The sequence below is a fragment of the Pseudoalteromonas sp. AWH4_217 genome, from assembly GCF_056161105.1.
The window spans coordinates 93760-112679 of record NZ_JBSWYM010000008.1; the positions used below are offsets into that span (position 1 = coordinate 93760).

16 protein-coding genes are annotated in these 18920 nt (G+C 46.2%); 10 read left to right on the forward strand and 6 right to left on the reverse strand.

Annotation, left to right across the window (positions count from 1 at the left end; translation table 11 throughout):
• Window positions 1-9: 9 nt before the first annotated feature.
• Entirely contained in the window at window positions 10-852 is an 843-nt protein-coding gene (fghA, locus tag ACXAH1_RS11655; RefSeq protein WP_475196841.1) for an S-formylglutathione hydrolase, read from the forward strand.
• A 49-nt stretch (window positions 853-901) separates the two neighbouring features.
• Here fghA and ACXAH1_RS11660 read toward each other — a convergent pair whose 3' ends face one another.
• Window positions 902-2803 carry a beta-ketoacyl synthase gene (locus ACXAH1_RS11660; RefSeq protein ID WP_475196844.1) on the reverse strand — a complete coding sequence of 634 codons (1902 nt, stop codon included), beginning with the start codon at window positions 2801-2803 and terminating at the stop codon, window positions 902-904.
• A gap of 117 nt (window positions 2804-2920) precedes the next feature.
• Here ACXAH1_RS11660 and ACXAH1_RS11665 point away from each other — a divergent pair, with 117 nt between their 5' ends.
• Window positions 2921-3916, forward strand: a complete 996-nt coding sequence (locus tag ACXAH1_RS11665) for a GlxA family transcriptional regulator (RefSeq protein ID WP_475196845.1) — start codon at window positions 2921-2923, stop codon at window positions 3914-3916.
• On the opposite strand, the gene ACXAH1_RS11670 is transcribed toward ACXAH1_RS11665, so the two are convergent.
• The 5 genes from ACXAH1_RS11670 to ACXAH1_RS11690 form a co-directional block, all read right to left on the reverse strand.
• On the reverse strand, window positions 3917-4393 hold the full coding sequence (locus ACXAH1_RS11670; RefSeq protein ID WP_475196847.1) for a GreA/GreB family elongation factor: 477 nt from the start codon (window positions 4391-4393) through the stop codon (window positions 3917-3919).
• A gap of 135 nt (window positions 4394-4528) precedes the next feature.
• On the reverse strand, window positions 4529-6439 hold the full coding sequence (locus ACXAH1_RS11675) for a hypothetical protein (protein WP_475196848.1): 1911 nt from the start codon (window positions 6437-6439) through the stop codon (window positions 4529-4531).
• Window positions 6440-6451: 12 nt separating this feature from the next.
• On the reverse strand, window positions 6452-7546 hold the full coding sequence (locus ACXAH1_RS11680) for a hypothetical protein (protein WP_475196849.1): 1095 nt from the start codon (window positions 7544-7546) through the stop codon (window positions 6452-6454).
• A gap of 60 nt (window positions 7547-7606) precedes the next feature.
• Window positions 7607-10660 (reverse strand): hypothetical protein, encoded by a 3054-nt coding sequence (locus ACXAH1_RS11685; protein WP_475196851.1) that lies wholly within the window; start codon window positions 10658-10660, stop codon window positions 7607-7609.
• A gap of 196 nt (window positions 10661-10856) precedes the next feature.
• Entirely contained in the window at window positions 10857-11441 is a 585-nt protein-coding gene (locus ACXAH1_RS11690; protein WP_475196853.1) for a hypothetical protein, read from the reverse strand.
• Between the two features lie 222 nt (window positions 11442-11663).
• Between ACXAH1_RS11690 and ccoN the strand changes: the two genes are divergently transcribed.
• The 8 genes from ccoN (at window position 11664) to ACXAH1_RS11730 (ending at window position 18703) form a co-directional block, all read left to right on the forward strand.
• Entirely contained in the window at window positions 11664-13097 is a 1434-nt protein-coding gene (ccoN, locus tag ACXAH1_RS11695; RefSeq protein ID WP_138552104.1) for a cytochrome-c oxidase, cbb3-type subunit I, read from the forward strand.
• 12 nt (window positions 13098-13109) lie between these two features.
• On the forward strand, window positions 13110-13730 hold the full coding sequence (ccoO, locus tag ACXAH1_RS11700; RefSeq protein WP_054013840.1) for a cytochrome-c oxidase, cbb3-type subunit II: 621 nt from the start codon (window positions 13110-13112) through the stop codon (window positions 13728-13730).
• Between the two features lie 6 nt (window positions 13731-13736).
• The gene (locus tag ACXAH1_RS11705) at window positions 13737-13922 is read left to right on the forward strand and encodes a cbb3-type cytochrome oxidase subunit 3 (RefSeq protein WP_010373992.1); all 186 of its coding nucleotides are present in this window, start codon (window positions 13737-13739) and stop codon (window positions 13920-13922) included.
• A complete protein-coding gene (gene ccoP / locus ACXAH1_RS11710; RefSeq protein WP_253044422.1) occupies window positions 13919-14884 on the forward strand; it encodes a cytochrome-c oxidase, cbb3-type subunit III in 966 nt (321 codons plus the stop codon). The genes ACXAH1_RS11705 and ccoP overlap by 4 nt, the downstream gene beginning before the upstream one ends.
• 118 nt (window positions 14885-15002) lie before the next feature.
• Window positions 15003-15494 (forward strand): FixH family protein, encoded by a 492-nt coding sequence (locus ACXAH1_RS11715; RefSeq protein WP_054013842.1) that lies wholly within the window; start codon window positions 15003-15005, stop codon window positions 15492-15494.
• 5 nt (window positions 15495-15499) lie between these two features.
• Window positions 15500-17875, forward strand: coding sequence for a heavy metal translocating P-type ATPase (locus ACXAH1_RS11720; protein WP_475196858.1), 2376 nt, complete (start codon window positions 15500-15502; stop codon window positions 17873-17875).
• Entirely contained in the window at window positions 17872-18054 is a 183-nt protein-coding gene (gene ccoS, locus ACXAH1_RS11725) for a cbb3-type cytochrome oxidase assembly protein CcoS (protein ID WP_054013844.1), read from the forward strand. The genes ACXAH1_RS11720 and ccoS overlap by 4 nt, the downstream gene beginning before the upstream one ends.
• The gene (locus ACXAH1_RS11730; RefSeq protein WP_475196860.1) at window positions 18032-18703 is read left to right on the forward strand and encodes a sulfite exporter TauE/SafE family protein; all 672 of its coding nucleotides are present in this window, start codon (window positions 18032-18034) and stop codon (window positions 18701-18703) included. Before ccoS ends, ACXAH1_RS11730 begins: the two co-directional genes overlap by 23 nt.
• Window positions 18704-18920: the final 217 nt, after the last annotated feature.

Consider the following 18920-nt stretch of genomic DNA (forward strand, 5'->3'; position numbering starts at 1 on the left):
GGGAAGTATATGGAATTAGTGAGTGAAAACAAGGTCGTCGGTGGCTGGCATCGACGCTATCGCCATCAAAGTCAGCACACTCAGTGTGATATGACCTTTGCTATCTTCCTGCCAGAACAGGCAAATAACACCCAGCCAGTACCTGTACTATACTGGCTGTCGGGATTGACCTGCACTGACGAGAACTTTATGCAAAAGGCCGGTGCATTTAAGCGGGCCAATGAGTTAGGTATCGCAATCGTGGCTCCAGATACATCGCCGCGTGGCGAAGATGTACCTGATGACCCACAGCAATGTTATGACTTTGGTCTGGGAGCAGGCTTTTATGTCAACGCTACTCAAGCGCCCTATGATAAACACTATCAGATGTACAGCTACGTAAGCGAAGAGTTACCTGCGCTGATCGAGCAGCAGTTCCTAGTTTCTGATAAGCGTGCCATCGCTGGCCATTCTATGGGTGGTCATGGCGCACTGGTTATCGGGCTAAAAAACCCATCGCGTTATAGCAGTATCTCTGCGTTTAGCCCTATTTCTAACCCGGCAGATTGCCCATGGGGCAAGAAAGCATTTTCGGGTTATCTGGGTGATGAGAGTCAAGCCTGGCTGGCCTATGACGCCTGCAACTTGCTCAGACAAAGTAAGGACGACCTGAAGGTGCCTGTTCGCATTGATCAGGGTGAGGACGACCAGTTCCTTGATGAGCAACTTAAGCCCGAAGCTCTGGTAAAAGCGGCTCAGACTGTGGGCTATCCCCTTACACTGACGATGCACCCGGGTTATGATCACAGCTACTTCTTTATTTCGTCATTCATTGATGCGCAACTGGATTTCCACGCGCAGTATCTGAAGTAAACCACAAAAAAAGGCGCTGACGCGCCTTTTGTTTGCTTAACATAATATTTTAAACGGTCAAATCCCCATACTGATTATTCACTGTCAGTTTGACTGATTTATCAAAGCCCGGAATACCCAGCGCTTCTTTACTTAACTGCAATTGTGATTCATCGATCATGCCATTACCAAAGCGATAAATTAGTTCATACTGGCCAAGATCAGCCGCCTGTTGATAGCTGGCTTGCTGTTGTTTTGTTTCTGCCAGCTTGACGCTGTGTTGTGCTAATTCGGCTTCGCCATAACGCTTGGTTAGCATCTTCAGCGTCATCGCTGGTGACAGAACTGTCGCAGTTGCATTATTACCACCAAACCCTTTGGAGTTAATAAAGGCAATATCCATTTCTCCACAATGGTAGTGATGTGTACGAATATCCAGATGTTGATCATAAACATCGTCAGCGACTGCATCTATGGTTGTAACGCCTGGCATAATTTGATGACTAAATACTCCAAGTGCCATTGCAAGCTGATCGCCCGATGCCGGGCCTATTGTATGACCCACAAATGCTTTGGGTGCTGCCACTTTCCAGCCATCAATACCAAAGGTCTCTGCAATACGATGATAAATAAAAGATTCTGTCACACGGTTTTGTGGTGTGCTCGAGCCATGCGCAAGAATAAAGCTACGTTGCTGCAGCGCTTCTGTGCCTGCGATTTGTTCCGCCAGAGCGACAGACTTTGCCATTGTGATGTAATTACCAGGACCCGGTGCGGTAATTGACTTCTTAACGCCATCAGCATTGACATACACATCTGCGACTGAACCCATAATATCAGCCCCCAGATCCAGCGCCAGCTTGTCATCCATCAGAATGGCAACCTGAGCCCCTTCTCCAATGGTAAAGCCACAGTTTTCGCCAAACGGACGACTGGTGCGGCGATAGTCAACCTGTTCGGTATTATCCAGTTTACGCAAACCTTCCTCGTTGGCCAGTGCCCCCATATTACCGAAGCCTTCTATCACCTCAGGAGTCAGGGCACACTCTACACTGGCAACGACTGCAACGCGGGTACGACCCGCCTGAATATCATTAACCGCCGCACGCAAATTATACAGGAAAGTCGCGCAAGCGCCTGATGTTGAGAAGGTAGTGCCCACACTACCCGTTACATAGGCGTTAATGAAGTCTGTTGACATAGTGTTGAGGCCCAGAGCCAGTTGCTTAGTACTCACCCGCTCGCCTTTCATTCGACTGCGAAACAGTCCACCAAACCCTTCATCGTTCACTTGCCCTACCACTGAGGCTGAGTAAGTCCCAATCTGATCAGGCTCAACACTGTTCATCACTGTTTGCCAGTCCAGGCCTGTTGAGCGTATTGCATCAGTCGCAGCAAAAATCGTTGCCTGAAGGCCACGCGGTTGATAACGACTGTTATACATCACTGACGGGTCAAACCCGGTTGGCAACTGACCAGCGGCTTTAATAGGGTTATCCCTGTGGCTGTCAACTTTCACTTCCAACTGCTCAGGGATAAATACCTGAGCGGTTTTTTCGTCAATTAATTCTACCTGCCAGCTGGATGGCACCGGCGTTGGTAAGTCACGTTTGCGGCAGGTAAAAGTCAGGCCGCTATCATCACTTGCCTGCATAGTCAATTTCTGCTGCCAGTGTGTTGCGTCAACATCAAAGTGATTTTTTTCGATTTTTCGGATCAGCGTGCCTTCTATGATCTGGCGACCAAACAAAGGTTCAATCTGATCCGGTCTTACAACTTCACCATCTGCAGTAACCAGTTCCGAGCCCTGTAATGATACCAAGTTCATCAACGTTGCCAGGCCCAAAAAGGTTTCCTGTCTTGCAGCATCATCCAGGCTGTCTAATACAATACGGCGATACCCCTGATGGAACGAGGTTCTGCCGGAAGCATTTACGCCTCCCATGCCTACGATAATTGGTAATGCTGTCATATCAATCTCTTATCTACTAAAACTCATAAGCCGATTTTAGAACGAAGAAAAATATGTTACTTTACATTTTTCGCCACATAACATGCAAAATACGCCACACAATAGAGATCGGATGAGATGAATAACCACAGCCACCGCATTGCCTTCACAATTTATGAACAAATGCTTATAACCAGTGTGACGCTGCCGGTTGAGATGCTCCGCGCTGGTGAGGCATTTGCGAGACGCCACCTTGGTCATGAGTTTATTCCTCTGGAGCTTGCCTGGCTGAGTGAAACAGGTGACCCTGTTAACTCATCCATGGGCATCCCATTTTCAGCACACACCAGTTACGCCGCACTCAGTGAATTTGACTATATTATTATTCCCAGTATCTGGCGTAATCCCCGCCCCGTGCTACGAAGAAATGAGTCATTGATCTCAAATGTGGCTCAGGCATGGCGTGCAGGTGCAACGCTCATTGGTGTCGGTACCGGGGTATGTTTCCTCGCAGAGTCCGGGATCCTGGATGGTCACTCAGCCACAACTCACTGGCATTATGCAGATCAGTTCAAACGCAGTTACCCGCTCGTTGCTTTACGACCAGACTACTTTATTACTCAGTCAGAACGCTTGTATACAGTAGCCAGTTTGAATGCCTTGGCAGACGTGGTCGTTCATCTTATTGGTCAATTCTATGGTCGCGAGGCGGCGCACCATGTGCAACAAAATTTTTCCCATGAAGTACGTAAGCCATACGAAGAACAAAGATATCTGGAAGGCGCAGTAGACAGACACAGTGACGAGCAAATTGCGTCCATCCAGTTTTGGTTACGTAACAATTGTGCCGATGAAATTACATTTCCAGATATTGCCACTCAGTTTGGTATGAGTTACCGAACTTTTAATCGCCGTTTTAAAGCTGCGACAGGCCAAACTGCTGCCAATTACTTACAAACAGTGCGGGTTCGGCAAGTGACTGAACTGCTGGCCTCGACGAATTTAAGTATTCAGGAAATTGCCCTGGCGTGTGGCTTTAGTTCTCAGGGACAACTTACAAGGGTATTTAAAAGCACGATGAATCAAACACCCAGTCAATACCGTCAGGTAGTCAGGAAAAAACTGTTTTCCTAATCATGAAAGGCTGGCTACTTCTAGCCACTGAGTCGTGCCGTTAAAATGAAACTCTATTTCCTCTCCAGCGGTACGACCTTGAAGTGCCCGTCCGATAGGGGACGCCAATGTGATCACTCTCACCTGAGTTGCGCCCAGTGTCAGCTTTAATCCGCCCTCACAGGGACCAATATAGAACCAGTGATGCTCATCCTGTTCATCCGTCAGTTCAACCAAAGCGCCAATCTGGATAGCTGATGGAGTACTTAATGTATATGTACTCGCAAACGCATGAATCGCCTGATGTGCCTGATCTACCCTCTCGCTCTGACCCTCCGCCAGGTAACCAGACTCAATACTGAGTGAGTCATACTGAGTTTCCGCCGCGCTTTGTTCATGAATCGCATCCGCTCTTGCGCTGTCTGCGGCCTGTTGTGCTTCTTGCAGCTTGCACTCCAGAGCGAACTTCAAGTGCTCAATCACATGACTTTTATTCACATTTTACCTCTGAAAAACCAATTCATACCAATTTGTCTGGTGAGGCCATAGTAGACGTAATGACAACTTGATAAAAACAACAAAAGGGCCATGAGGCCCTTTAGATTTCGGTTATTCTAGCAAATAAAGCCCTGCTCAGAACAGCGATTCAAAACTGCCATCTGGAAATAACACACCAGGTATGCCACGCACGGTTTTCACATCCCCTATGAGTTTATCCCCGTAATAGTAACCCCCTGTGAAATTCCGTCCTTTCTGTTTTACATCTAGCCAGTAGCCGTCTTTACCTTTAGCAACAATATTATTATTGTCACCGGAACGACGTACCTCCAGTTGTATGACACGACCGCCAAGTAAGTAGCCAAGCTCAGCTGAATTCAAATTGGAAAAATCTCCCTGCTCAGCAGCTAACTGCAACTGAAAGTCAGGCGCGCCTTTAAGGTCAAAATCGGCATGTATACCAAAAGACATATCCAACGTCGTATCGTATACAAATGGCGTTCTTTCGGCTGCATAGAATGTCACCGGGGTAACCTGATTTACCGTTTCAAACTGACCTCGCAGACGTAAATTCGGGATCACGCTTTCAACGGTTTCCAGCGGAGACTTCACTCGATTCAATCGCATTCGCAGATACCCTGCGGTTTTGGACTGGTCGGTTTGCAGTGTAATAGTCCCCCCAAAGCGAGATATACCGGTGGCAGTTTCAAAACTGTCTGCTTCCAAAGCACCGTCGAAAAGTAAGTAGATATCATCCAGATCAGCCTGCAAAGATACGCCACCTTTACGAACTGTAATCACGCCGCCCCCGGCAATACGGTCTCCCAGTATCGCGCTCTTACGCCATTCAGGCATAGTGACATCCATATTGACCTCAAAGCCCTTGCTCATACCGGTAACGCGCCAGTTAAAGGATGGTTCGGTGGTATAAACAATATCCAATTCACCCGTTTGATATGTACCCGGTGCTGAATTTTTCGCCGGCGAGACTGCACTTACAACCTCATATACCGCTTCAGCCAATACAAGAAACGACTCTTTGGCAACGTCATCCGCGACTAAGGTTTCAATGTCTTGTAACTGTGTGTTGAGCTCTTCACTGTATTTTTCTTCCTGAAGACGAATGACACCCAGTGAGTCGCGGAAATGATCCAGTAAATCATTATTGTAAACCGTGGCAGAGTCTTGAAGCGCGATCAAGTCTTGTAGCTGCATAGCTTCGTTGGCACTCAGCAGTAGCTGATCAACAACACTGGCAAACAGTGCGCTTTCTTTCTCGTCAAGCAGTGTCTCAATAAAGTACTGATTGACCAGATTAATATAGCTTTGCCATGCACTATAATCGGCATTTTTATAGGCAGAATCAAAAGCATCTGCTAACGGACTAATAACATCTGAATCACTGCCCTCCAGGTTCAACTGCCTCATAATATCTGAGTAGGTAAACCCTTTTGCCGCGTATTCAGCACGCAGGGAGTGATTAATACTGCTATGGCTTAGATGATAGATTGGCGTATTTGTCAAAGACAACACCGTACTGTCTAGCTTAGCATCGCTTAGTAATGTGGCATATGAAGAAAAAAACAACTGATTCTGTCCCGCTACTGGCTTTGCAGTCAACGTATATTGTACGGATGCAGTTACAGGCTCCTTATAGTCAATCTCATCGTTGCCATTAAGATCATTTGGATCATTAAGCAAAGCTCGTCCGCACCCTAGCACTCTGGGGCACTGAACATTTTCAGTACTGGGATTAAACTCAAATTGATATACAGCCCCGGCCTGCAGATTAACAGCCAGAGTATTTAAGTCATCGGTGGCGAGTTCCTGCTTTTCATTAGAACTCACTTTGGTCACAACTAAAGTTCCGGATGTATCACCATACTGAGGGACATAAAATGTCACGGCTGCTGATAAGGCCTCAGAGGCATCATGTCCTAAATTGGGCAGAGCTGTGTCTACTGTCGGAGCTGGGTCACTACTCCCACCACACGCAGCCAAGGTACCTGCCAGAAGGAAAGGTAAGAGCCTATTAATTTGTCGCATTTTGTTACCTCCCTAAAAGTCCAGGTTAATGAACCAGTTTAAATTAACATAATGTGCGTCATCGACATTAAGATTGTCCATTTTGACTGATAAGCCAGCGTGCTGGGTTTTTATTCCCAACTCAAATGCGTCGCTATGTGTTTCATAGCCACCGAATAACGCCCAATTGTCACCAAAGTGATACGTCAAGTTCGCCTGAAAGAAAGTATCGTCAATGAACTTACGTGCTTTCACTTCAGTTGAAAAATTATCATTAATGCGGTATTCGGCCCCAATGTAGTATCGAGCATCACGTTCGAAGGTATACTCTATTTCCTGATCGTACGCAGAGGTACGCAGTCTCACCGACGGCGTTGTATCGATGCCATCATCTCTTTCAGTAAACGGAATGTCAGTCGTAAACCCATTCACAAACCCGGCACCAGTGTACTTTGTTTCATACACCAGGTCTTTTCCTGCAGCCCACACTCGCAAATCATCGGTAATCTGCCAATCGATTTCCAGATCTAGGCTATAGCCATCTCCTCGTGGATTTTCAGTGGGCGTAAAAGATTTAAACAGGATATCTTTGGAAAAGTAGTACTCAGCTTCAAGTTTTCCTTCTATTTCATCCCCAAAAATGGTGCCATCTACACGGGCATCCTGAAAGTGGGTACTTTTGAAGTAAGTAAATTTGGGCGTGATTACCAGTTTTTTATCGAGTAACTCAAGGTCATATGACAGGAAAATACCATTCGTCGTCGCCTGACGGCCCCATAAATAATAGCGGTAATTACGCTTTTCGAATGGTAAGTCATTTTTCTCGGTATGAGTATAACGTGCTGTATCTGGGTCAAAAGCCAGCAGATAATCAAAGCGGCTCTGGGCCCCAATACCTATGCCCTTGTATTTCATACCCAACTCAAACACATTGTAAGTAAAGGCGCTGTCACCTTCTGTCAGAGGCTTGTCAAAATCGTCAACAAACGCCTTAACGGGTTGTGCTTCAGTGTATATCTCACTGTGAAACTGATGAATTAACTGTATGTCATTAGATGCTGAAAATGCCACCTGAGACAAAGGCATACAGCACAGAGAAAGTAGAGGTGTAATTTTTTTTAGTGTCATAAACTTAACTTCTAAAAAAAGGGGAAAGGTCACCCTTTCCCCTTTTTAAATTGGCTTACATTAGTTGCTAGACTGACCGATAAAGTCAATATCCGTATACTCGATTGACAGGCCAGTAAAGTAATCAACACGGAAACCGTTTGTAATTTCCTCTACACTGCCTACCTCAACTGACTGAGCGATATCATTAAGTAATGATACACTTCCGAGTAACGGACCATCTTGATCGATTAGACCAACTTTAAATACATAGCCGTTAAAGTTATCAATCGACACTTCAGCCACACCAAGGTCGTCGTTGTTATCTTCATTGCGAATATCAAAGTGCGCGGTAAACTCTGTACCTTCGCTGTCACCTTTGAGCACAATTGAAGCCAACTCAGTTGAATCGTCAACAAACAATGGAGAAGGGTTACCCTGCTGGTCAACGGCAGTCAACTCAGAATGGAAGTATCCGTTGAATCCATATTGGCCATCCACAAACTCAATCAAGTTGAACGTCTTACCACGTGAAATATCAAAGTCTCGTGCATCTTCTACATTCTGGATACTGCCATCAACATAAAGTACTGAACAAGATGCATTTGGCATTTCGATGGCATCAATAGCCCAACGCTCACACTCAGCCAAATCAGGAGACTTAATCTCAACCTTTTGACCAGAGTCCGCCATCATGTAACCAGACCAGGTAAAGATAATCTTACTCTGTGCACCAGAGTTAACCTGACCGTTAGCAGCAATCTTCTCGTCACCTTTAGTATTTTCCAGACTCAGAGCATAGGTGTTTGTGTTATAGCTGTACTTCCAATCAGGGAAGTTGGGGGCTGTACCATTATGGTCGCCCGAGTCTAATCCCGAATCCCAGATATCTTTCACTACATCATAGATAATTTCACCCGCATTAAATGTAGCATCAGCGCCTTCTTTAGTTACGAAACTGAGCGTAACCATTTTGTCCGTGCCCTGCATAGCCAGCGCCGTCAATCTGTAATCTTCAATTTGTTGCGCTGTGTTTCCTTGGAGTCCAGAAATCTCAAGCACCGCTTCATCAATCAACTCATTCGACTCATTGATAGCGAGATCAGCAGCATCGGTTGAGGCATTTTGGTTTTGGGCAAGAGTTTTATACGTGTTAGCGAGCTCCAATGAGGCTTTTGCAGCGGTCTCTGCCGCCTGGAATGCCGCAATAACGTCTTGCAGGCTAGTTTGAGCTTTTACTAATTCACTCAACGCAGCTTCGGCAGAGGCTTGATCTGTAATTGCAGCGACAGCAGTCATCGCTGCCTGGAATTGGACTTCCATTTCGCCTTTCTTAGCAATTGCTACTTCTTTACTTTCCTTCGCAGCCAGCAGGCTTTCATCCGACGCTTGTTTAGCAACATCAAGCGTGGCACCAAATTCCGCTATCTTCGCATTGGCAGCTTCCAGTTCGGCAGAAATTTGGCCACCAAGCTGGTCTTTTTGGGCAACTAAAGCAGTGACCTGGGTTAACAACTCACCCGCTTGCGTAAGTGTTGGTTGATATTTAGCGTCCAAAGTTACTAACCCTGAAGCAGCAGAAACCAGTTGCTCAGCACCAGAGAGTTCACGTACCAGCAATTTACCGAGATTATTGCCCTCTACATCTGTTGAAACCGCAGCCGTGAATTGGGTGTCCAGGACGACAGCAGCACTACCATAGGCTATGGCTTTTTCTTTGGTTGAAGTATCGGCTGCCAAGGCTTTAACAGCAGCCAAAGATGCCGCAAATTCATTCAGCTGAGCATTGCTACCTGTCAGCGTTTGCTTACCTGAATCAATGCTGGCCAGCAGCGAAGCATTTAAACTATCTAACGAGGTATCACCGTTACCCAGGTCGTCAAGTTGATCAACCACTTTACCCGAATCATCTTTGAGTTGATCATCTGATGTGGCACCATTTTTAACTGCTTTATCTTTTGCCGCCTTAGCATCAGCCGCTACCTGGTCGACATCACCCTCATCGACACCCGCTTCGATTAGCGCTGCTTTGATAGCCGCATCATCACCTGACACAATCGCGTTTAAAACTTTACCGGCTTTCTGTGTTTCGGCTTTTAGCTTAGAAAATACCTGGCTAGTGCCCAGATTACCTTGTTCAACATCACCAGATAACTCGGCTAAAACGTCTGCAACCGTTCTGCTTTCTTTACCAGCCAGAGATTGAAGTGAGGACGCAACCTGAACTAATACAAGCGCGCCTGCATCAAGTTTTTCAGTTCCATCGACATCAGTAAAGTCAATCACACCACCCAATGATAAGTCACTGGCCAATGTTGCAACTAAGGAAAGATCTCCCACCAGCTGACCAATTACCTGAATACTGGCTTGTCCTACTGCAGCTGAGTCGATTGCAGACTCCCCGGCAAGCAAAATACGCGCTGCTGTTGACGTAAATACCGACAAATTCGCTTTATAAGAGCCGTCGTCACCATCTGCGTACGACGGGGTGCCTTTGGCCGACGCAGCTCTGGCGGCGGTGTTCGCAGAAATCAGCTTGACAACAGACAACTCGATATCGTCTTTATACCACTCGCCAAAGTCGACCTTGCCATTGTCGTTAAAGACTGAACCATCATTTACTTTTACTGCAGTACCCACACCACACCCAGCAAATGCATCACACTTGACGAGTGCATCACCATCTTTGGTTGTCTTCACTGTAATGTAAAGCGGCCCCGAAAACCCTTCGTCAACATAGATTTCATACAAACCTTGCGCTGATGTTTTCAACTCTGAAGGGTTACCGCTGATTAATTTAGCTTCCGCTTTTGCTTTGGCTTCACTTTCGCTTTCCGCTGTTTCTGTCGCAGACTCTTCGCCGGCAGCTGTGCGATAAGCCAGGTCAACCATATTGCCTTGCGCGTCTACAGTCTTCACACTAACCATAGCACCACTCAAAGTGCCCTTAACGGCCTTACCAGATACTGAAACGTTAAACTTAGCAGCAACAGTACTTTCTACTTCGGATGGGGCTGGAGGAGGGTTGACCATAGGTTTGTTATCATCACTATCAAATAAGCTACAGCCGGTAAGGCCAAGGCTTAATGCAATGGTGGATGCCACTGGAGTAAATTTATTCATGCGCTTTGCCACTAGAGGTCTCCTTAAATAGCTTGCGTGTTTTTCTTTATTTATTTGCCTATGCGAATGTTTTTGTCAAACGAGACTCTAAGCTAATTTGGGTACTTTAGCCCATCAATATACTCAATACTCTTAACAAAGTCATTGCAAAACACACTTCTTTGTAAACAAATATAAAACGCAAAGGTGAACTTTTCCAACATAGATTTCATTCTTGCGTAGTATAAAGACTAAATGTGACATTTCTGACATATTCCCCCTCCCCCGTCAAATCTGTCAGTTCGACTGTAAGACGCCACTCCATCACAGCTTCGCTGCAAGCGCCCACCATAACCTCGGCAGACCAAAGCTCACTTTTATTCTGTGTAAAAAAAACAGGGATGGTTCCCATGTACATTTGAGTGCCTTCCAACCAAGCTGACTGTACCTTTATATCAGACGAGCTAAGGGCCAGGGATAACTCAAACGGGGTCTCTGGATGCAGTTTTTTAGCTGAGCTCCAGAGCGCTGCACCGTCACTTTTACAAGGTTCAGAGGCAATACAATTCAAGGAAATTCGCGAACTTTCACTTTTTTCTGAACTTTCATGTATAATGGTAGCAGGGTCTGAACAGGCCGTTAGAAAAGTGACTAAAAAAACACCGGTCAATGTGCAAGTTTTCTGCATAATACGAAGTGTGTGACATTGAGAAAAGAAATCCAGTGTAAGTGGAATAGGTCTTTTCGACCAGCCTTTGGCGTCAAGTTTTGCAATTTGTTTTGATATTGCGCAATTCGCGTACTCATTGAACAAGTGACTCGTTCAAAATTTGATTGATGTCATTATTTTAGGTGTTTGTAGTATCTTTTCGTTTGCAAAAAAATTATTATTTCCTTGCAAAAATAAGGGTTTCTCAAGCTGGTTAGAGTTCCATTCTAGAGGATGTAACTCCAACGGGTTTGTTGAAATAAAAAACAGGGCCTGTATTACAGGTTAATCATTTCTAATCGCATTAATTGCAGCGGAATCCAGAAAATGAGCCAAACAGTAGCATCACAAACTGAGTACAATTATAAGGTTGTACGCCAATTCGCTATAATGACAGTGATTTGGGGCATCGTTGGCATGGGTGTAGGTGTATTTATCGCGGCGCAACTTGCGTGGCCTGCGTTAAACTTCGACATTCCATGGTTAACTTACTCTCGACTTCGTCCGTTACACACGAACGCAGTAATCTTCGCATTTGGTACAAGTGCACTTTTTGCAACATCTTACTATGTTGTACAACGCACGTGTCAGACGCGTCTATTCTCTGACAAGCTAGCCGCTTTCACTTTCTGGGGCTGGCAGGCAATCATTCTTGCAGCAGCTATCACACTGCCACTGGGTATCACATCTTCTAAAGAATATGCTGAGCTTGAGTGGCCAATCGATATTGCTATTGCTGTTGTTTGGGTTACGTATGCCGTTGTTTTCTTCGGTACGTTGATCAAACGTAAAGTGTCTCATATCTACGTTGCGAACTGGTTCTATGCGGGCTTCATTATCACCGTTGCAGTACTTCACATCGTAAACAGCATGGCTGTGCCTGTGTCCCTCACCAAGTCATACTCTATTTATGCAGGTGCAGTTGATGCAATGGTTCAGTGGTGGTACGGTCACAACGCGGTAGGCTTCCTACTAACCGCAGGCTTCCTGGGTATGATGTACTACTTTGTGCCTAAGCAAGCAGGTCGCCCTGTTTACTCTTACCGTTTATCGGTTGTTCACTTCTGGGCACTGGTTTCTCTATACATCTGGGCTGGTCCTCACCACCTGCACTACACAGCACTGCCTGACTGGACTCAGTCTTTAGGTATGGTGATGTCTGTGATCCTGTTCGTTCCGTCTTGGGGTGGCATGATCAATGGTATCATGACGCTGTCTGGCGCGTGGCACAAACTACGTACTGACCCAGTACTGCGTTTCTTGGTTGTTTCTCTGTCTTTCTACGGTATGTCGACCTTCGAAGGCCCTATGATGGCAATCAAATCTGTAAACGCGCTATCACACTACACTGACTGGACTGTCGGCCATGTACACTCAGGTGCACTGGGTTGGGTAGCAATGATCTCTATCGGTGCCATCTATCACCTGATCCCTGCGCTATTTGGTCACGCGAACATGTATAGTGTAAAACTGGTTAACACCCACTTCTGGTTACACACAGTTGGTGTTGTTCTGTATATCGTTGCAATGTGGATCTCTGGCGTAATGCAAGGTCTGATGTGGCGTGCAGTTAACTCTGACGGTACTTTGATGTACAGCTTCGTACAATCTCTTGAAGCGTCTAAGCCTTTCTACATCATGCGATTCCTGGGCGGTGTATTCATCGTGGTTGGTATGCTGGTAATGGCTTACAACGTTTACCGTACTGTGGTAGCTAAGAGTGGTTCTTTGACCACTGAAGCTAACACGCAAATGGCTTAAGGGGTGTCGAGTATGAGCAATAATAACTCTACAAACAAACATGAAATCGTCGAAAAGAACGTCGGCCTGATGGCTATCCTGACGGTTTTTGCCATCAGTTTTGGTGCACTCGTTGAGATCACACCACTGATGTTCCAAAAAGACACCACCCAGCCAGTTGAAGGCTTACGCCCTCTTACAGCGCTGGAAATGGAAGGTCGTGACATCTATGTCCGTGAAGGTTGTTATAACTGTCACTCACAGATGATCCGCCCATTCCGCGACGAAGTTGAGCGCTATGGCCATTACTCTGTAGCTGGTGAATCTGTTTGGGATCACCCGTTCCAGTGGGGCTCTAAGCGTACAGGTCCAGACCTGGCACGTGTTGGTCAGCGTTATTCAGATGACTGGCATTTTGCTCACCTGATGGATCCTCGCTCTGTAGTACCTGAGTCAAATATGCCTGGCTACCCTTGGCTCAATGAGAATGTATTGGACGGTCAATTAACCGCTAAGAAACTTGAAGTGTTCCGTAACTTTGGTGTGCCATACACCGATGAGGACATTCAGGGTGCTGAGGCAGCAGTAAAGGGCAAAACCGAAATGGAAGCTCTTATCGCCTACCTTCAGCAACTTGGCACACATTTGAAGTAATTTGTTATGGATTACGGCACATACAGAGGCATTTTGACTCTGGTAATTTTAGTACTGTTCATAGTGATTGTTGTGTGGGCATACAGCAAGCGTAGCAAACGTCGTTTTGATGACGCTGCCAATGCCATCTTTGAAGATGAAAAGAAACACAACAACACAATCTCAAACGAGGAAAAGGAGTCTGAAAAATGACTAGCTTTTGGAGTATTTGGGTCATTGTATTGACCTTGGCGTGTCTGGCTCTGATCTTTGGCCTGCTGCTTTGGAACCTGAAAAACTACACAGGTGTTGAAGAAGGCGAAAGTTGTGGTCACGAGTTTGACGGAATCGAAGAACTGAACAATCCACTACCAAAGTGGTGGACTTACATGTTCTTCGCAACATTTATCTGGTCTGTTTACTATCTTGCTGCTTACCCGGGTCTGGGTAACTTTGCAGGCTTTTTGAACTGGACGAGCTCTAACCAGGGCGTGACATCTCTTGAAGAGTCTAAACAAGCAACGGAAGAAGCCAAAGCAAATGGTCACTGGGTTCAACTCGATAAAGAGTTTGAAGCTGCTGACGAGCGTTTCGGCCCTATCTTCAAAGCGTTTGCTGAGCAAGATATCGAGACACTGGCAAAAGATCAAAAAGCACTAGAAATTGGTCAACGCCTGTTCGCTCAGAACTGTGCACAATGTCACGGTTCCGATGCACGTGGCGCAATGGGCTTCCCTAACCTGGCAGACAATGACTGGTTATATGGCGGTACACCTGACAAGATCAAAGAAACACTACTGCAAGGTCGTGTTGCTGCGATGCCAGGTTGGCAAGATGCACTGGGTGATCAGGGCATCAAAGAAATGACTGCTTATGTACTGAGCTTATCTGGTCGTAAGGTAAACCAAAAAGATGCAGCTGCGGGTCAAGCCAAGTTCGCAATGTGTGCGGCCTGTCACGGTATGGACGGTAAAGGCTCTGTTGCCCATAACCTGCCTTTCGGTGCACCTGACCTGACTGACAACATCTGGTTGTATGGTGGTTCTCAACGCGCAGTTGAAGAAACACTACGTCACGGCCGTGCCGGTGTAATGCCAGCGTGGAAAGACATTCTGGGTGAAGACAAAGTACACCTGCTAACAGCTTACGTGTACAGCCTCTCTCAGGAGAAATAATCGAATAGATTATAAGTTTATTTAAGATCAAAAAAGCCTCCAATCGGAGGCTTTTTTTTAGGTATTTACCCCCAAATAAGATAGAATATTGCCACTGAAATTAAGCTGTTGAGTCGTTATGAACCCTACTCCCTGGTATAAGAATTTTTGGCCTTGGTTTTTAATGTTTTTTCCGCTGGTTACCATAATTGCCTGCGTATTTTTGGTGATCTTTGCCGTCGGTAATGGTCCAGACATGGTGGTCGACGACTACTATAAAAAAGGTAAAGCCATTAACCTTGAACTCAGCAAATTCGATAAAGCCAAAGCTTTGTATTTACATGGTGATCTTGATGTCAGTGAAGACAGAGTCAGCTTTACCTTCACTAAAGGTGATCACAGTAAGGTCAATGCCCTGAAAGCCTCTTTTTATCACCGCACAGTCAAAAAATATGATTTTGAGGTCACCCTGCTGGCCAATGCCGCAGGCGAGTTTACCGCGATTCTGGATGAACCGCATCGTGGTGCGTTTACCGTGTTTCTTGAACCTATGGACCAGAGCTGGAAGTTAAAAGAGAAACTTCAGCTGCCCACCGCACAGAAAGTCGCCATTTCTCCAGAATATAAGTAGACACTATGACAACCAGTTGTTTTCATTGTCTGGAGCCCATACCGCCGGGGTTTTCTGCTCACATAGAATTTGAAGGTCAGCCGCAGCCGGTGTGCTGCACTGGCTGTCAGGCGGTCGCCGAAACCATTCTTGCTCAGGGCATGAGCGACTACTACAAATTTCGCACCGACAGTGCAGGCAAGGTAGAAGAACTTGTTCCGGAGCAATTAAAAGAGCTGCTCAGTTACGACAACGCCGATATCCAGCAAGACTTTGTAAGTCAGCAAGGCGAACTGCAAGAGGTGTTACTAAGTGTTGAAGGGATCAGCTGCGCGGCCTGTGCCTGGCTTATCGAAAAACAACTACTTGGACTCAAAGGCATTGCCAGGGTTGATGTCAACACGTCGACACACAGGGCCATGATCCTGTGGCACCCACAACAATGTAAGCTCAGTGATATTATCAAATCACTGCATCAAATTGGCTATAAGGCCTACCCTTTTCAGGCCGATGATGAAGCCGCGCAAAAGCAAACTGTCGCTAAAGCCTATTTACGTCGGCTAGGTGTCGCAGGTCTCATGACCATGCAAGTCATGATGTTTGCGTTTGCCATGTATTTTGGCATGTTTTCCGGCATGGAAGACAATTTCGAACAATACTTCCGCTGGATCAGTTTATTTTTAGCCTCTCCGGTGATCCTGTACTCGGCCATGCCGTTTTTGACCAATGCCATCAAAGGCCTCAGAGCTAAGCAGCTCAATATGGACCTGCCCGTCTCACTCGCCATATTTGGCGCATACGCCGCAAGTTGCTATGCAACAGTGATGTCTGTGGGCGAAGTCTACTTTGAATCGATTTGTATGTTCACCTTCTTGCTCTTGCTCGGTAAATATCTGGAGTTCCGGGCCCGACTAAAAGCCAGTGAATTTACAGCCAACCTGCAAAAACTACTCCCTCTGACCGCACGTAAACTTCTACCTGATGGCGAGCAGAAAATTGTTGCTGCGAAAAGCCTGCAGCTAAGCGATCAGATTATGATCAAGCCCGGTGAAACCATCCCCGCAGATGGCGTGTTGATCTCAGGCTCGACCACGGTTGATGAATCTATGATGACAGGTGAACATCTGCCTGTTAAAAAGTATCAAACCCACCAAGTCTACGCAGGCACCATCAACCACGATGGCGTTATCACCATTGAAATCAACAAAGTCGGGCAAAACACTCTGCTTAATCAAATCATTAAGCTACAACATAATGCCCTGACAAAACGGCCTAAAATCGTCGAAGTCACTGACAAAGTTGCGCAATGGTTTGTGGCCTGTTTATTAATTTTTGCCTCTATCACTGCAATTACCTGGTATCAGATAGATCCACCCCATGCCTTCTGGGTCACCATCTCAGTTTTAGTCGCAACTTGTCCGTGTGCACTGAGCCTGGCCATCCCAACAGCTTTGACATGTGCTGTTGCTACGCTCACCCGAAAAGGGATATTGATCAAAGAAAGTCATGTGCTGGAAACCGTGCCTAAACTCACCAGAATGGCGTTTGACAAAACCGGTACCCTCACTGAAGGACGCTTCTCGATTGAATCCATCAGCGTGCTTGATACAAGCTGGCAGGAATCCGACGTAATGGCGCTGGCCGTCGCGCTTGAACGCTATTCAGAGCATCCGATAGCCAAAGCTTTCACCGAACAAGTGGTGTCACCCAGGAAGCTGAATGATGTGGAAGTCATCACAGGCAGTGGTGTAAAAGCCCGCTTTGGTCAGCAAAAGGTGGCCATAGGTAAGTCTGCCTGGTTTGGCAATCATAGCTCTTTTGCACAAGCAACGCTGTTCGTGGATAACCTGCCTGTCGCAGATTTTTATCTTGCAGACAAAGTCAGAAATAGCGCGCCTGAGATCATCAGCTATGCACAAGGTCAGGGCCTGAGCTGCCATTTACTTAGTGGAGACAGCTCAAATGCGGTCAAAGATTTGGCCTTAGAGCTGGGATTGGATACCTACAAAAATGCCTGCTCCCCGCAAGATAAACAACAGCAGGTTGAATCCTGGTCGGCACAGCAGCATATTGTGGGCATGGTAGGTGATGGAGTCAATGACAGCCCGGTATTCAACAGTGCACACTTGTCTATTGCAATGGAAACCGGCGCTGATATTTCCAAAAATACGGCTGATGTCGTGTTGCTTAACAGCGACCTTAAATCTCTGCAAACACTGCATCAGGTCGCTAAAAAAACCAAGACAGTGATAAAACAGAACCTCACTTTGTCACTCTGTTACAATGGCTCAATATTACCGCTCGCTGCGATGGGACTTGTGCCCCCCTGGGTGGCCGTCATTGGGATGTCTGCGAGCTCGATTCTGGTGATCACTAACTCTTTGAGGTTATTGAAGCTATGAGTATTATCTATATCCTTATTCCCATTGCGATCTTGTTTGTCATTATCGCAATCGGGGTGTTTTTTTGGGCCGTCAAAAGCGAACAGTTCTCTGATCTGAACAAGCAAGGACACAGCATTCTGTTCGAAGACGACAAAGAGCAACACAATAAAAGTAATGACCGAGATAAGCCTGTTTAGCGCCTTTGTGATGGGCTTGGTCGGAAGCGGCCATTGTCTGGTCATGTGTGGTGGTATTGCATCAAGCCTGCAACTAGCTCAAACCAAGCAGTCGCCGTTTGTAACCGCACTGCTCTATAATCTGGGCAGATTAGGCAGTTATATGGTAGCCGGAGCATTGGTTGCCGGGCTCGGAGCCGCATTTGCGAAACAAAGCACCCTATTTGCCAACATCCTGAATGTGCTGAGTGGCGTATTTATGTTGCTGGTTGGTGTCTATGTGATGCGCCTGGCAGCAACGTTAAACTGGCTGGAAAAAGCAGGAAAGTGGTTGCTCTGGCAACGCCTGGTGCAACTTAACAAGTATTTACTCCCTGTCGACAGTAAGACAAAGGCGCTGGCATACGGTGCTCTATGGGGCTGGCTGCCTTGTGGTCTGGTCTATTCGGCACTGACCTGGACTCTTCAGGCATATGGCAGCTTCAGCGGTGCGCTCACGATGGCCGCCTTTGCTCTGGGCACTTTTCCTGCAATGCTCGCGGTAGGACAAACCGCCCAACTGCTCAATACATTTTTGAATCATAAGGCTACACGTATTGCGCTTGGCAATATTTTTATTTGGTATGGCTTTTATCTACTAATCATTGCAACCGACAAACTAGTACATTAATCTAGCAGTGGTAATACTATTAGATGAGCGTCATTAAACTGAGTCAGAGAATGGGAATTTTTTGGCAATCAGTGATCGACGGTTGGTAGTCGCTTAACACCCTTTAGCCGCAACGCCTGCAATAGTAGAAGAATATCTGAATTACAGATATTGAAAAGTTCAAGTATTAAAATATGACCGCATCTAATAGAATGTCATTAACGTGCGTCATAGATAA